Here is a 13855-nt window from a genome sequence, read left to right as displayed (position 1 = left end):
AAAATTGCTAATTAAAGTCATTTCCCGATTTTTTGTTTTCACTCTGTTTCTTTCCTTGCACTTGCTTATAATCGGGACTTCTTGAACAGCTTCCTTCCAGAATTTTTTTCCTCGTTCGACAGTTACATTTGAGCTTCCAAGAGCCATTGCAGCCAAAAGAAAAACAAGTCTTCTTTAGTTCATACAAAGGTAAGGAAAAACTTATAGGCAGGCAAATTTGTCTGCCTAAATATAGTTTACTTTGATTTAGCATATATATAGGCTAACGGACTAAACTAAACCTTCTCCCAGACTTCATTAAAATACTCCGTTCCCTATTGTACAGCACAAAGAGAAAACATTCTACGGTATATTTTTCTTTTCGCTGCACCCCCTTTTTATAAGCCATCAACCTTTTATACGAGTTCTTCCCTTCCCTGTGTTCGCACATCCGCTTTCGGGCTGCCTGATATGAATTGTGTCGCAAAGGTACTTGTCATGTCTTTCTTGTATGCAAGGTCAAAGCCTGACGGTTCACGACAAAATCTCCACCCTCCGCTTCGCGCGGGTAGTATTTAATCGTGAAACCTTGCATAAAGAGCCATGACACCTTTCGAGGCGACATAATTAAATCAAACCCGAAAGTAGCAGATGCTACAAGAGGGAAAAAAGAAAACTTAAAATTCAGAGTTATGGCAAACTATGCAACAAACATTTTCCACGCAAGTACGGAAAACAAACAGGACCTCGATAAGATAGAGGCATTTCTGGACGATAATTTCAACGGCCTTGTCAACCGGTATGGCGACACGGTAGATGCCGAATTTTCTTCCCGTTGGGAATACCCGGAAAAAGAAATTGATGAACTGGTAGCCTCTTTGGCAGCCAAAGACAAAATCTATATCCGCATACTGACATACGAGTTAGAGGACGAATACGTGAGCTTTCGGATATTCTCGCAAGGCAAATGGAACATCAAACTGTAACCTAAAACACATTCACTATGTACGAATACGAAGAAGACAGCGATATTATCGGCTTATCCTGCACGCTACACGATCCATATAAAGGTTACACGGAAGGCACAATTGTGGGCGACTATGGCAATACCATAGTTGTCTGCCTTGAAAGCGGCAAGGAAATTTCAGAATACCGTGATGAAGTGGTTATCCATGATTAAACGATAGCAAACGTATGATACAGATAGCAACAAAATTCGTCAAATGGGACATTCCCGAACTGGAGATATTACAGGACAGCAAGGTTTACAAATTGCGGGTACACCTGAATAACGGAGGCAAGTTAAACCGGGAAGAAAAAAACTGGATTACCCGTAACGTGCGAGAGAGCATTTATTTCAAACGTGGAATTGCCTTGAGCGGTTATCACTTTGACTTTTCCGACGTTCTCAAACGGTATTTCGTCAAACAGTACGGAAGTATTCACGAGTATTATGCTACTGACAAAACAGCATTACGCTCGATACTATATGGCAGAATCGAGGATATTGTAGAAGTAAACAGTTAAAAAACAAGGATAATGGGAAAATACAAATTTTATCAAGACCGTAAGGTTACAAGTTGGGAACGGGATTATTTCAGTGTGAAAGCAAATAGTTACGAAGAAGCCGAGGCAATCGTCCGCTCATGGAACTGTGAGGACGTGTCGAACATCATTGACAACCGTCTTTGCTATGAAGAGTGGCAAGCATTGACCGATACATCGGAATTCATGCTCCCCGAAGAAAACGACGGCAACCCGACAATAGAGATTTTCAATCAAGACGGAGAATCAATAATGACTAATGTACCCGAAACACCTCAATCAAACCAATAGAACTATGAATGTAACAATCGAACACGTCTTTTGCCGCTATAGCGATGAAGCGGAAGAAATCTATTTCCGAATCATGAACACGATTCTTCTTTCAGTCGATGAAACCGAACTTCGTGCAAGTATGGAACGCTTGAAGAACGAAACCCCGCTCGATGAGTATTTCATATTCGGATACGGAGCACACCATATCTGGATAAACCAACGGCGACCGAGCAATAAAAACAGAATTTTCAAACATCGGATTATGGTAGCCCATTTCTGACGGGAACAGGCAAGAGACCTCCGATGTACTTTTACGGGCTGAACTGGAACTGCCAGTTGCAGCCCGTTTCTTTTCTCACGATAAACATGCTGGCTCAATACCTTTTTTTATCCTCACAATCAAAATTCTTATACAGCCTGGAATATCCATTTATATTTTTCTTTTCGCTGCAACCCTTTTATATAAACTATCGGACCTTTTGCAAGAGACCTTCTCTTCCCTGTATTCGCACATCGCTTTCGGGCTGCCTGATATGAATTGTGTCGCAAAGGTACTTGTCATGTCTTTCTTGTATGCAAGGTCAAGCCTGACGGTTCACGACAAAATCTCCACCCTCCGCTTCGCACGGGTAGTATTTAATCGTAAAACCTTGCATAAAGAGCCATGACACCTTTCGAGGCGACATAATTAAATCAGGCCCGAAAGTAGTTGGTGCTACAAGAGGGAAAAAAAGAAAACTTAAAATTTTATAGATTATGGCAAACGATGTAACAAATTCAAATGGAAGAGTAACGGTAGACGAAGTAATACACAGAGATTCAGTTTTCAGATACCAGTTATTAGGACGCTTACAGTCAGATTGTGAGTATTACCTTAATTACGGTAACAGACACCCCAAATCCTTATGGGCTGGTGACGAAAAATTGCAAATTGAGTTTATGATAAAACTGCATGATAGTTTCAAAGAGGACGAAAAACCGGAGTGGCTTACGATGGATAAAATTTTGGAATACAGCAAGAGAATGATAACACAAGAAGAATAAAATTATCACAAAGAAACAGATTAAAAATGTAATATTATGGCATGGTTGGCAGTAAATAAAGACGGAACAGAATGGATTATGCCCGAAAAGCCCGTTGTGGGCATTGGGAGTATTTGGAAGAAGTGTACAACATACCAATCGAGATAGAACTCCCCAAAGGGACTGTTTACAAACTTCTCGGCAAAGAACTGACATGGGATGACGAGCCGGTAGAATTACAGACCGAAACAGAAAAAAGGTAAATACAGTAACGGGCTGTAGTATCAGTTTCAGCCCGTTTACACCGGCTAAGACAGATATGCCGGTGCGATACCCTCTTTTATTTTCGAACATACGCTCATACCGTTTCCTTCGGAAATACCCCTTTATACCTTCTGGCTACGCCATATCCTTTTATATCGAACGTTCACTCGCACGAACGCTACCTCGCCGCTTTACACACAAGGCAGCGTCCTGCCTTTTTCCCTTTGCCGTTTCTCCATTCCTTCGACCGGGAACAGGCAGGACAGCCCCACACTGATACACCGTACACGCCGATTGTCGGCTCTCCATCCGTTGAAATCCACCGCAAAAGCAGCCCTATGGGTTGGTCGGACGGCATACCCGCTTGTGCCGTTTCCATCTTGCCAGTGAACGGCATGTTTCCTATCCCTGGTATTCTTCCCGGCTTCATGCCGGAATAAGCCGTCCCTTGTGTTGTCAGGCGGACAAGTCCTTTCGAACCAAAATCCGCCACGATCTGTCTTGCCTCGTCTTTTTCGCGACCGTTTTCTATCGAAGTCATCATCATTATTCCGTTGCAAAGTTAGTATGCAGACGGGAACGGCCATGCGGCCTTGACCAATGGCGTACCGCATAAATCTTCCTTTATCGGGCCTTCGGTTTGGGGCTGCGCTCCAAAATAAAGAGTATTTATGCGCTATCCTTGGTGCATCCCCTTGACTGCACCTACTTTTTCCGCACCGTAAAAATGATTTATTAACTTCAAAAAACAATCGCAATGAAAAAGATCGAGAACAGTTTCGTAGTAACCGGATTCGTAGCAAAGGACGCTGAAATCCGCCAGTTCACCAACACCAGTGTAGCACGTTTCCCATTGGCAATCAGCCGTCAGGAGAAGAACGGCGATGAAACCAGCCGCATATCAGCTCTAATGAGCATGGAAGCATGGCGCAAAAAAGAGAATGCCGGTTCGTTCGACCAACTGACCAAAGGTACGCTCCTGACCGTGGAGGGCTATTTCAAACCCGAAGAGTGGTCCGACAAGGACGGCGTAAAGCACAGCCGTATCGTGATGGTCACCACCAAGTTCTATCCGGCCGTCGAAAAGGAGGAAACTCCCGCCGAGCCGGAAAAGAAACCGGGAAAAGGCAAGAAATAACCTCTGCCTTATCCGGACAAAGCGGCTTGGAAGCCGCTTTTGTTTTGCTCGTTACCGTTCCGGAACGTCCCCACTTTTATACTCCTTCATACTCCACACGAAGAGTCCGCCGTCGTCCATTGATTTTCCCGTGCAAAGTTAAGGCGGTCGGGAATCGGCAAGGCGCGGATTCATTTGTGGTTAACAACCATCAACTCGCAAGCTCGTCAATACTTGTTCAACACAAATGAAACCGTCCACGGGACTATCCGCTTCCTCCTTGCCTTATTTCCCTTCTGTCCGCCTTGTGGTCCGCACGTAAAATCAAATTCCGCCGGACGAGGGAAACCCTCCGAAGGCAGGGATAAAAAATGAAAGTCAAACTTAAAATTCAAAGCGTATGAAACAGATAATTTGGTCAAGCTATGACCTGTTGGACGAAAAGGCAAAAGAATACTATCAAAATTCCCAGAGGGAAATATTGGACGATGACAGTTACGAGGTCAGCGACGAAGAATGGGCTGAAGAAGTATATCGCTGGTTGGATGATGAACGGAGCAACCTAAATAAAGAAGTGGACGGCATTATTGTCGTGTTCGGCAACTTGGGATTATGGAAAGGCCGGAGACAAGGCTATCAAATATTGGGCAGCACCATTGCCGATATTTTGAAATCCCAGTGCGACGATGCAGAATGGTACGGCGACGGCTACAACATTCGCGGACGGATGGGCCATCATGACGGTACGAACTACGCCTTATATCGTATCGCCAAAGACCGTGACGAAGCGGAACGTATCGCCGATAAGATTTACAACCGTGAAATCGACGAAGAAGGTTTCCGCCGGAGAACACGTTCCCTCTATCCGTATGTAGCCGCCGTGTACGGCTGGAAAACAAGGCAGCGCAAGCCGGACAAAGCAGCATAAAATGCTGTCCACAAATACCGCAATGCACCCGCCAGAGGTGGTTGCGGTATCCTTTATCGAATGGCCGAACGCAGAACCGTCACCTTTTATAATCAGCCCTATTCCTTTTTTATAATCACTCACGGAGCAATATCCACCCTTTATACCGACCCCGGTCTTTCGCATATCTCCCGTCTTTTCTTCTTTCCATCACCGGTTTGGTTTTACCAGATGCAAAGGTAGGCCGTCGCACTTGATCCGGTGGCTTGAAGTGCATTTCTTGCAAAATTCTTCCTTACAGGGGTAAGAGTAATTTGGCAAGAAAAGCCACCGTATGAAGTTTTCCCGACAGCCATGTACCGCATCCGTAAAACCCAAAAGCGGTTCAGGAAGAAAGAGCCGACAAGAGGGGAAATAAGTATTAACAATTTCAAAAAACTAAGATTATGCCTAATCATGTGACAAACCGTTTAGAAATAAACGCAGACCGGGAAACAGTACAAAAAGTAATGAATTTCTTAAAAGGTAAAACCGATGATGACAATACGCCTTGTTACATCGACTTCAACAACATCATTCCTATGCCCGAAGAACTGTTGATAGAAAAAAACAGTAGTGGAGATTTCGGTATGAGATGTCTCGAAGCAATGCAGCGGCAGCCATTCTATTTTTTATTGGACGATGACGATTTGAGAGCCGTTCAATGGATGAGAGGATTGGCGGAAAAAGACAGACAAGAAGCGCTGCAACTTGGAGAAACGTATCTGGAAAACCGGAAAAAGTACGGTTATCCCACTTGGTTTGAGTGGTCTATCGCCACATGGGGTACAAAATGGAATGCCTATAACCAGAGTTTTGAAGAGCCGAACATACTTTGGTTCGATACGGCATGGAACGGCGTGCCACAGCTTATCCAAAAACTTTCCGAAATATTTCCGGATGTGGAATTTCATTACGCCTATGCAGACGAAGACTTAGGTTTCAATACGGGAAGAGGAACAGCCCGCAATGGAGAAATCGACATGACGATACCCGAAGGTGGAAGCAACGAAGCCTTTGAAATCATGTTTTTTGTGAAACCGGGAATGGACGAATATTTTGAACTGACGGACGAAGGTTACAAATGGGTTTCCTAAACATTCGGTACAGATAATGACCGGTACGGGTTCGGGATACATTGGCAATAGATGTGTCCTGAATCCTTTTGCCGGAATTACCCCTTTATATCTTCATAACCTTTTCCCTTTTATCGAAGTGCGGTCCGTCCCCCCCCCTTGTACTCCGGCTATCCAGCCGGAAAGCAATCCTCTTATAACACCTTAGCCTCTCCGTTTTACTCTTTACAGCCGTTTCCCAGACACACTCCATGCCGAAAGCCCGGTTATTGTTTCTGCAAAGTTCGATTGTCGGCTACCAGTCCCGACAAGGACCGCTGGCGCTTGCAGCCGGAAAATCTTCCTCTCCGCCTTCGTTGGAGAGCGTATTTACCGTTGCCTCCTTGCCCGCACTTGCCGCCAATCCCGTGGGCAGAAAAATAATCAGCCTTTCGGTACGGGATTGTACCAAAGGGAAAAACAAAAAACAGTTCAAACTTAAAATTTAAAGCGTATGACATTTAGAGAATTTATGCGAGAAAACGGTTACGAGTTACAGACAACTTTTTGGGAGGACTTCTCAATAGCGGACCGATTCGGTCTGTCAGCTATAAAAGACACTTTCAAACGTGCTTTCGAGGGATGGAAAGATAACTATAAATACCTCACAGAACTGATATTGGTACTCAATCATAAAATCTGGCAGTATTATGAAACGAAACCGGAATTTGCGACACTTTACAACACCCTTTGGGAGCAGGCAGGTCAATATGCGGTAGAGAACCTGAAAGATGACGAGTTAAGTTATTATTACGAGGTGACGGATTAAGCAAGGAAACACAAAGAGCCGCCGATGAAAGCCGGCTCTTTGTGCCAGCTCCTTTTTTATAACATACGGCAAAATAAATACCGCAACCGTCCACAAAAGACAGTCGCGGCGTCCTGTTATCCTGTGTAACCATTGCACAGCGGTCTCCCGACACACTTATGAAGAAAACCGTTTATACTTTCTTTATTTTCCCTCTTTTACCGCATCCAAGAATGTCTTTGCGGGCTTGAACGCAGGAACATGGTGAGCCGGGATCACGATAGTCGTGTTCTTTGAAAAGTTACGAGCCTTTTTCTCCGCCTTCTGTTTGAGGATGAAACTTCCGAACCCTCGCAGGAACACCTCGTTCCCGGCGATCATCGACTCCCTGACACTCTCCATGAATGCCTCTACTACAGTTGTCGCTACCGACTTTTCTATTCCGGTATCCTGTGCGATCCGGGCAATAATATCCGCTTTTGTCATACTGTTTTATTATAAAATCCGTCGCAAAGATAATAACATATCTCTTTGTCGCCTGAATTGCCGGCCTGATAATATTACGGAAACGATAACCCCCTTTTACCTCACGATGTTCCTTCGGCACGAACCGTTCTATTCCCGCAGACAAGCGGAAAGCCGCCGATAAGAGGAAAGGGACATCAAAAGCATGCAAGTCCGTATCCTGCAGTCAGGACAGGCAAGCCCCGGCCACCGTTTACCGGTCATGATGGTAATCACTCTTGCTGAAACCAGCGAAAATAGCTTTCAGAATCTTTCCGATAACATAGAAAACCACTATAAAAACGATAAGTTCTCCCATATTCTACAATGTTTAAAGTTAATATAAAGATACTAAAAATCAGCGAGAATAGAAAGCATATAGCCCTAATTCTCAAAAAATATTTCATTTTAATCCGGCGAGAATAAAGGCTTATTGCCCGTCTTTCGGTTTACGTTTGCCCAACGGCCCTTTGAATTTTCCCCGGTTCAGTTCGACACCATGCTTGTTGAGCACGCTGAACACCGAACTCCGGCTGTTGTACCCGCTTACCGCCATGATGTCCTCGAAAGAATGACCGTTGACATACATATCAACGATGGTATTCTCCCGGTCGGCCTTATCCATCGCCTTCATCGTTTTTTTCGGGACTTTCGCTTTCTGTTGCAGGTTCATGACATGCGCGGACGAATACCGCAATACCGCCACCTCTTCGGGAAGCGCCCCGAACATCTCCAGCACATCGGCAGCCGTCGTTTCGGGGAACAGTTTTCCCCGCGAGTCGATCCGGTCATGGATGGATATGATACGCACCACCTTGATTCGGCACAACTCGATGAACGCGGACAATTCGCGCGACCCACGGAGAGCGTTGCTGAATTTGGCCACCACGATTTCGTCGCCTCTTTCGAGATTCGCTACAAGCTGTTTCCATTTGGGACGCAGTGCTTCGTTATCGACCGATTCCTCTATCACTTGTACACAACCGTACTTCTCCATCCACTCTTTGTCAGCCTCGAGTCCGTCGTAACGGTCCGCCTTGAATATGTAACCTACTTTTGCCATATCACTGTGCGTTTCTATGATAATAAGTACAAATGTAAGAGTTTTATTTTAAACTAAACCATACTTTGAGCAAAAATAGTATGAGAAACCCTCTGAATATCCCGTTATCTTCACTTGTTTTCATTGAAAATCAAACTATTAAGTACAATGTTAAAAATAGCTTATAAAATAAATTTCGGCGGTTGACATCTTGAAATTTATACTTAGATTTGCGGTGATAAATACAAAATCAAACTATAAATCATATGAAATCATACTTAAAAATCATACTCTCCATTGCTGGACTTTCTGCCGTTTCTACTGCCGTTTTCACGCTCACATCATGCGACAGTACGAACGGCAAATCACTGGTCGAAGCCCAGTCCACTCCAGCCAATCTGTACCGGAAGTATCTGTCCGAAGTACGCGGGCAAAAAGAACTTTCCTTTGAGGACTTGACCGCTTATATCGGAAAGTGGCGGACCTTGAAAGACTCCGTGACCGCAGCCATGCACCGGGACACGGCTTATCGGACACATTCCGACATACGAGAGGAGTGCATTCTGCTGCACGATTCCGTCCGTTCAGAACTTTCCCGGCTGGCGATGTCGAAACCTCGCACCTACAAAGAAGTGCTGGTTTTGAAAGAACGCTTCTCACCTTATGCCGGGGACGTGGAATTGTGCCGTTCCGCCGAAGAGATCCGTCCGTTTTTCGCAGAACTGGATAAACGTCCGGCCTGTCGGGGTAGCAAGGAGCAAATTCTGTCAGCATATCGTAACGTGCTTGCCGAAACCCTGAACAGCGGAATACACGGGAACGGAGACCTCAAAAGATTCATCGAAAAAGAGGATGCCGCTTTTCGGGCTTTCCTGTCCGGGTTGTACGAGCTTGGCGAAGCGAATATGGCCGACATCACCCGTGACACGGAGAAATGCTGCTCCGAGGTGTTTTTCGCCGCCGGACGCAAGGAAATCACTTACAAGGACGCCACGATATACATGGCCTTACGTACCGACCGTCGGCTGATTCAGAACGTGCGTGCCTGTCTTGACAACATACGCCGTGGGAAGGTCACAACGCCCGAACAGGCACAAGCCTATGTCTGGATGATTCTACAACCTTATGCTTCCTTGGACGGCCTCTGCATGACGCTATTGTCCCCGGAAGATAAGGAAACCCTTTACAGTATGGCCGCAGAAACGCCTGCCGCGTTCGAGAAACTGCGCAGAATCCTGCCGTCGGAAGGCGACCGGTTGGACGAGCTGCCCGGTATGCTCATGGAAATATTCATCGCCTCATTGTAAAAGCCTATTCACAAAATAAACGATATATGATTATGTTACGACACTTTCTGGATGACTTCATGTCGTTCGTGCCCCTGCAAATGCCGCAGCTTCTCAATGTGGCAACGATGGAGGAGCCGCAATTTTACGGCGACTACGTTCTGCTCACGTTCCCGCTACGGGACTCCTATGATCTGGAGGAAGTCATGGACATATTCGAGGACGACATGGAACTGATTACGCTCTACCACCATGTGCCGGTCGGACTGGAGAAATCCGGCCATAGCACCTGTGCCTACTCCAATCCCGCTTTCGGACAGATGTTCAAGATGAACGCCCGGACAGACGCGGACGGCAAGGTAAACCGTATCATCGCAACGATCTACGATTCGCTGGAGCTGATGTACGGCGACCTGTGTCTCGACCTGAAACTCCACGCCGGGAACGGCAGCTTCAAGTACAAAAAGAATCAGGAGGACGTGCTGTTGGACTTCATGTAAAACAGGCACTATGCGAAACACGATATACCGCCAAATGGTTTTCTGCATCAACACGTATCGCACGTGGATAGAGGTGGCCGATGACAACCTCTACAAGGAGCACGTCATTCCGAGAAACAACCGGACTGACTTTCTGGTGTCCCGCACACTGGTACTGCGTGCCTGCAAACCGCACGGCACATACAACCGGGGCATGACGTGGACGATTCCGGAGCATGATCTGGACACGGCACTGGCTACATATCGTAAGCAGAACGGTACATTCAAGGCCCGGATGAAGAAAGGCGCGTCGTCCCTGACAGCCGAAGACGCCGAGACCATTATCCGCTTGGCCACTCACGGGGTTGTCCACTTGGAACTCGTGGTACGGTCCGTTCACATACCTTCAAAACCCTATTACCTGTTATGACCTGGATTATATTACAATTTGTATTTCTTGCAATGCCTGTCGTCCTTCCGGCATTATTGTACAGAAGCAGGCGTTACTTCATGGCAAGATTCTACGATAAGATGGTGTGGAGCGAAAAAGCCCGCAGGCTGTACGCCCATGTGTTGCTTATCGTACTGCTCCTCTTTCATTATGTCTATACGAGCGGACACCCCGGTGAGTTCGGTGTCGTGCCATCTACCATCGTGTGTGCCGCATGGGCCTCTTTCCGGCGGGCGGACCGATGGATGCGCGGTCTGCTCGACCGGCCGAAACGTTTCGTCTGGTTTGCGCTCTTGGCATTGGTCATCGGCTTCGTGCCACATCTGTACACGATGTCCGTAACCATCTCCTTTGTTCTTTTGGCTGCCCTGTTCTACCCGTCTGCAAGAGTCATGTCCGAAAGGACAGACATGCGCAAATTCCTCGAATGGCTGGAATATCCCGGAGCATTAGCCGACAGTTATCATAATATCATCACGCGAGGCTGCCACGATAATGCGGATAATGGCAACCTGAAACTATCCGCACATTATGAATCATCAAAAACAGAACGAAAATGAGAAATAGAAATGAAGCGCCCGCCGCCATACTGGCGAACGTGGAAGTGTTCGACTACCTGAAAGAAAAAGTCGGCGAGCGGAAGACGAGGACGGAAGCCTACTACGATTTGTTGGATAAATCGCTGGCAGGTTTCGTCTCCCCGTTTTTAAGAAGGCAGGACTACGACCTCTCTCCCTGCCAGTGCCATGTAACCGTTTCCGACCTTGCCTCGGAGTGGCATTGGCATCGGGCTACTGTCCGCTCTTTTTTGGACACGCTCGAAGCGCTCGGGCAGTTGGAACGCACCCGGTTGGCAAAAAGCGTCGTCATTACCATGCCCCTGCGGACCGGCACGCCTGCCATGCCGGACAGCGGACAAGAAGAAGCGGACTTTGCCACAAGGATACAGGAAACACTGTACGACTGGATTATCGGCAGGGCAACCTCTTTCGATGTAGGCAAATCATGCGGACAAATCATTCACCAGACCTTGACGGAGATAGCCGGACGGGACAGCCGTATCTATCCGGACAATCCTTCCGGCACGACATCGGCACAGACTGTCCGGTCAGAAGAACGACTGCGTGGGATCGTCTTGGAATGTATCGCCCATGCCGCCCTGCGACGGGTACTGCGTAAATCGAGGTTCGACGACGGCTCGCCGCTCGTGCAGTTCTTCCGGCTCGACCTCGGCGGAGAATTGGCGGCGTTCATCGAAGCCTCGAAAGAGCTTGCAGAGCTTGTTATCGAAGGAAAGCCGGACGGGACAGAGTTCGGTACGGACGAAGAGACAAAACGCCTTGAATCGCTTCGCAAGCCCTTTTTATCGCTTCTGGCGAAGGCACAAGAGGAAAGCTGAACGGGGATTCGCGGACAGAGATTGTATAACCACGGGCAATTCTCCCCGGTTCAGGTTCAAATATCCTTCCAGTTATAGCAGGCATCCGGGCTTGCCCGTCTGCCACTGAACAAAGGGAAGGGGGAGCCTAATACCCCTGCTGACTGACGTCGCAGGGAGAAGTGTCCAAGCAAGCAGCAAGCTGGGACACGGGGAATTGTCCGAAACAACACGAAAACAGTATGGCAAATGCAAAACAGGTTCTCGATGTTCAGGTATCGAAAGGGATCACCGCCGCCCAAGGCAACGAACACCTGCGTAATCGCAGCGAAGAGGCGGAGAAGTACGCCATGAGCAAGGGCAACTACGACCCCACCCGCAAACATCTGAACTTCGAGATTGTGCCCGGAGGCAAGGTTCGCCCCATCGACACGAGCCGCAATATCCCGGAACGGATAGCGGACATATTGGGCCGTCGCGGGATCAAAGACCCCAACGAGGGATTGGTTGAACCGAAATACCGCACGGTGGTAAACATCATTTTCGGCGGTTCGCGGGAGCGGATGCACGAACTCGCTTTCGGCACGCAGAAGGTGGATTTTGAAAAAGGTGCGGACAATACCCGCATCAAAAGGAAGAGCGACATCGAACGTTGGGCGAAGGATGTCTATGCATTCGTTTGCGGCAGATACGGCGAGCAGAATATAGCCGCCTTCATTGTACACCTCGACGAATTAAATCCGCACGTGCATTGTACGCTTCTGCCAATCAAAGACGGGAGGTTTGCGTACAAGGAGATATTCGCCGGAAAGGACAAGTTCGAATATAGCGCGAGGATGAAACAGCTCCATACGGACTTTTTCGCCGAGGTCAACACGAAGTGGGGAATGGAGAGAGGCCGGAGCGTCGCCGAGACCGGCGCACGGCACAGGACGACGGAAGAATACCGCCGTATGCTCTCGGAAGAATGTACCACCATTGAGCAACAGATTGGCCGACATCAGGAAGTCCTGTCCGCCCTCCATTCGGACATTCGGCTGGCAGAGCGCAGAGTCAAAGGTTTGACCTCGATGGTGGAAAACTTGAAAAGGGAGAAGAGCGAAAAAGAGGCTCAACTGTCGGCACTCGAAAATGATATGGATACCCGGAAAGATGATGCTTTGACCCTATCTGCCGAGAAAGAAAAGCTCGAAAAAGAGCTGACTGCTATCCAAGGGAAACTGGCAGACAAACAGGAGAAGCTACAAACCGCCGACCGACAGCTTTCCGACTTCAAGGCAAACATGGATGCCATTGAGGAACGCACGGAACAGCTCAAGGAGGAAGCCTACGAATACTCCCGTGATGTCCACTCCAAAGTGGACAGCCTACTCAAGGACGCCATGCTGGAAAATATGGTCGATGAGTGGAGGGAACTGTCGGCGCGGATGAAGCCTTCCGAACGGCAACTTTTCGACGACACGCTCGTGCGTTCCGTGGCGGAACGGGGAGCGGAAGTCATGCGCTGCGCCACGATGCTCTTTCTCGGTATGGTCGATGATGCCACTACGTTTGCCGAAACACGTGGCGGAGGAGGTGGCGGAAGCGACCTCAAATGGGGACGTGATGAAGACGAGGACAACCGGGCATGGGCGCTTCGCTGCATGAGGATGGCGAGCCGCATGATGCGCCCTTCCATCGGCAAGAAGCCCAAGCGTTGAATGGC

General features: G+C 47.8%; 20 protein-coding genes. 17 read left to right on the top strand and 3 right to left on the bottom strand.

Annotation, left to right across the window (positions count from 1 at the left end):
- Nucleotides 1-671: 671 nt before the first annotated feature.
- The 7 genes from BQ7489_RS06290 (at nt 672) to BQ7489_RS06255 (ending at nt 3083) form a co-directional block, all read left to right on the top strand.
- Entirely contained in the window at nt 672-965 is a 294-nt protein-coding gene (locus BQ7489_RS06290) for a hypothetical protein (RefSeq protein ID WP_004294347.1), read from the top strand.
- 17 nt (nt 966-982) lie between these two features.
- Nucleotides 983-1159 (top strand): hypothetical protein, encoded by a 177-nt coding sequence (locus BQ7489_RS06285; protein WP_004294348.1) that lies wholly within the window; start codon nt 983-985, stop codon nt 1157-1159.
- 14 nt (nt 1160-1173) lie between these two features.
- On the top strand, nt 1174-1506 hold the full coding sequence (locus BQ7489_RS06280) for a hypothetical protein (protein ID WP_004294349.1): 333 nt from the start codon (nt 1174-1176) through the stop codon (nt 1504-1506).
- Nucleotides 1507-1518: 12 nt separating this feature from the next.
- Nucleotides 1519-1815, top strand: a complete 297-nt coding sequence (locus BQ7489_RS06275; RefSeq protein WP_004294350.1) for a hypothetical protein — start codon at nt 1519-1521, stop codon at nt 1813-1815.
- A gap of 4 nt (nt 1816-1819) precedes the next feature.
- Nucleotides 1820-2077 carry a hypothetical protein gene (locus tag BQ7489_RS06270; protein ID WP_004294351.1) on the top strand — a complete coding sequence of 86 codons (258 nt, stop codon included), beginning with the start codon at nt 1820-1822 and terminating at the stop codon, nt 2075-2077.
- Between the two features lie 476 nt (nt 2078-2553).
- Nucleotides 2554-2841: an LPD11 domain-containing protein gene (locus BQ7489_RS06260; RefSeq protein WP_004294352.1), complete on the top strand. Its 288-nt coding sequence runs from the start codon at nt 2554-2556 to the stop codon at nt 2839-2841.
- Between the two features lie 71 nt (nt 2842-2912).
- On the top strand, nt 2913-3083 hold the full coding sequence (locus BQ7489_RS06255; RefSeq protein ID WP_004294353.1) for a hypothetical protein: 171 nt from the start codon (nt 2913-2915) through the stop codon (nt 3081-3083).
- Nucleotides 3084-3262: 179 nt separating this feature from the next.
- Here the strand turns inward: BQ7489_RS06255 and BQ7489_RS06250 are convergent, their stop codons facing one another.
- Nucleotides 3263-3631: a hypothetical protein gene (locus BQ7489_RS06250; RefSeq protein WP_017140682.1), complete on the bottom strand. Its 369-nt coding sequence runs from the start codon at nt 3629-3631 to the stop codon at nt 3263-3265.
- A 210-nt stretch (nt 3632-3841) separates the two neighbouring features.
- On the opposite strand from BQ7489_RS06250, the gene BQ7489_RS06245 reads away from it, so the two are divergent.
- The 4 genes from BQ7489_RS06245 to BQ7489_RS06215 all read left to right on the top strand — a co-directional run bounded on the left by BQ7489_RS06245 (nt 3842) and on the right by BQ7489_RS06215 (nt 7031).
- On the top strand, nt 3842-4222 hold the full coding sequence (locus BQ7489_RS06245) for a single-stranded DNA-binding protein (protein ID WP_004294355.1): 381 nt from the start codon (nt 3842-3844) through the stop codon (nt 4220-4222).
- A gap of 379 nt (nt 4223-4601) precedes the next feature.
- On the top strand, nt 4602-5129 hold the full coding sequence (locus BQ7489_RS06235) for a hypothetical protein (RefSeq protein WP_004294357.1): 528 nt from the start codon (nt 4602-4604) through the stop codon (nt 5127-5129).
- A 425-nt stretch (nt 5130-5554) separates the two neighbouring features.
- The gene (locus tag BQ7489_RS06225) at nt 5555-6244 is read left to right on the top strand and encodes a DUF1281 family ferredoxin-like fold protein (protein ID WP_004294358.1); all 690 of its coding nucleotides are present in this window, start codon (nt 5555-5557) and stop codon (nt 6242-6244) included.
- Between the two features lie 472 nt (nt 6245-6716).
- Nucleotides 6717-7031 (top strand): hypothetical protein, encoded by a 315-nt coding sequence (locus tag BQ7489_RS06215; protein ID WP_004294361.1) that lies wholly within the window; start codon nt 6717-6719, stop codon nt 7029-7031.
- Between the two features lie 183 nt (nt 7032-7214).
- On the opposite strand, the gene BQ7489_RS06210 is transcribed toward BQ7489_RS06215, so the two are convergent.
- Complete coding sequence (locus tag BQ7489_RS06210; RefSeq protein WP_004294362.1) at nt 7215-7496, bottom strand: HU family DNA-binding protein; 282 nt, start codon at nt 7494-7496, stop codon at nt 7215-7217.
- 448 nt (nt 7497-7944) lie between these two features.
- The gene (locus BQ7489_RS06205; protein WP_004294363.1) at nt 7945-8577 is read right to left on the bottom strand and encodes a recombinase family protein; all 633 of its coding nucleotides are present in this window, start codon (nt 8575-8577) and stop codon (nt 7945-7947) included.
- Between the two features lie 245 nt (nt 8578-8822).
- Between BQ7489_RS06205 and BQ7489_RS06200 the strand changes: the two genes are divergently transcribed.
- From BQ7489_RS06200 to mobV, 6 genes are all read left to right on the top strand, one after another.
- Nucleotides 8823-9863, top strand: coding sequence for a hypothetical protein (locus BQ7489_RS06200; protein ID WP_004294364.1), 1041 nt, complete (start codon nt 8823-8825; stop codon nt 9861-9863).
- A gap of 26 nt (nt 9864-9889) precedes the next feature.
- Nucleotides 9890-10342: a hypothetical protein gene (locus BQ7489_RS06195; protein ID WP_004294365.1), complete on the top strand. Its 453-nt coding sequence runs from the start codon at nt 9890-9892 to the stop codon at nt 10340-10342.
- A 10-nt stretch (nt 10343-10352) separates the two neighbouring features.
- Nucleotides 10353-10751 (top strand): hypothetical protein, encoded by a 399-nt coding sequence (locus tag BQ7489_RS06190; RefSeq protein ID WP_004294366.1) that lies wholly within the window; start codon nt 10353-10355, stop codon nt 10749-10751.
- The gene (locus tag BQ7489_RS06185) at nt 10748-11332 is read left to right on the top strand and encodes a hypothetical protein (protein ID WP_004294367.1); all 585 of its coding nucleotides are present in this window, start codon (nt 10748-10750) and stop codon (nt 11330-11332) included. The genes BQ7489_RS06190 and BQ7489_RS06185 overlap by 4 nt, the downstream gene beginning before the upstream one ends.
- Nucleotides 11329-12171, top strand: a complete 843-nt coding sequence (locus BQ7489_RS06180) for a hypothetical protein (protein WP_004294368.1) — start codon at nt 11329-11331, stop codon at nt 12169-12171. Before BQ7489_RS06185 ends, BQ7489_RS06180 begins: the two co-directional genes overlap by 4 nt.
- Before the next feature lie 221 nt (nt 12172-12392).
- The gene (mobV, locus tag BQ7489_RS06170) at nt 12393-13850 is read left to right on the top strand and encodes a MobV family relaxase (RefSeq protein ID WP_004294369.1); all 1458 of its coding nucleotides are present in this window, start codon (nt 12393-12395) and stop codon (nt 13848-13850) included.
- Nucleotides 13851-13855: the final 5 nt, after the last annotated feature.

It is taken from the genome of Bacteroides ilei, from assembly GCF_900128495.1.
Classification (GTDB): Bacteria; Bacteroidota; Bacteroidia; order Bacteroidales; family Bacteroidaceae; genus Phocaeicola; species Phocaeicola ilei.
The sequence above is the reverse complement of the archived record's forward strand: the minus strand, read 5'-3'. Positions and strand labels throughout refer to the sequence as shown.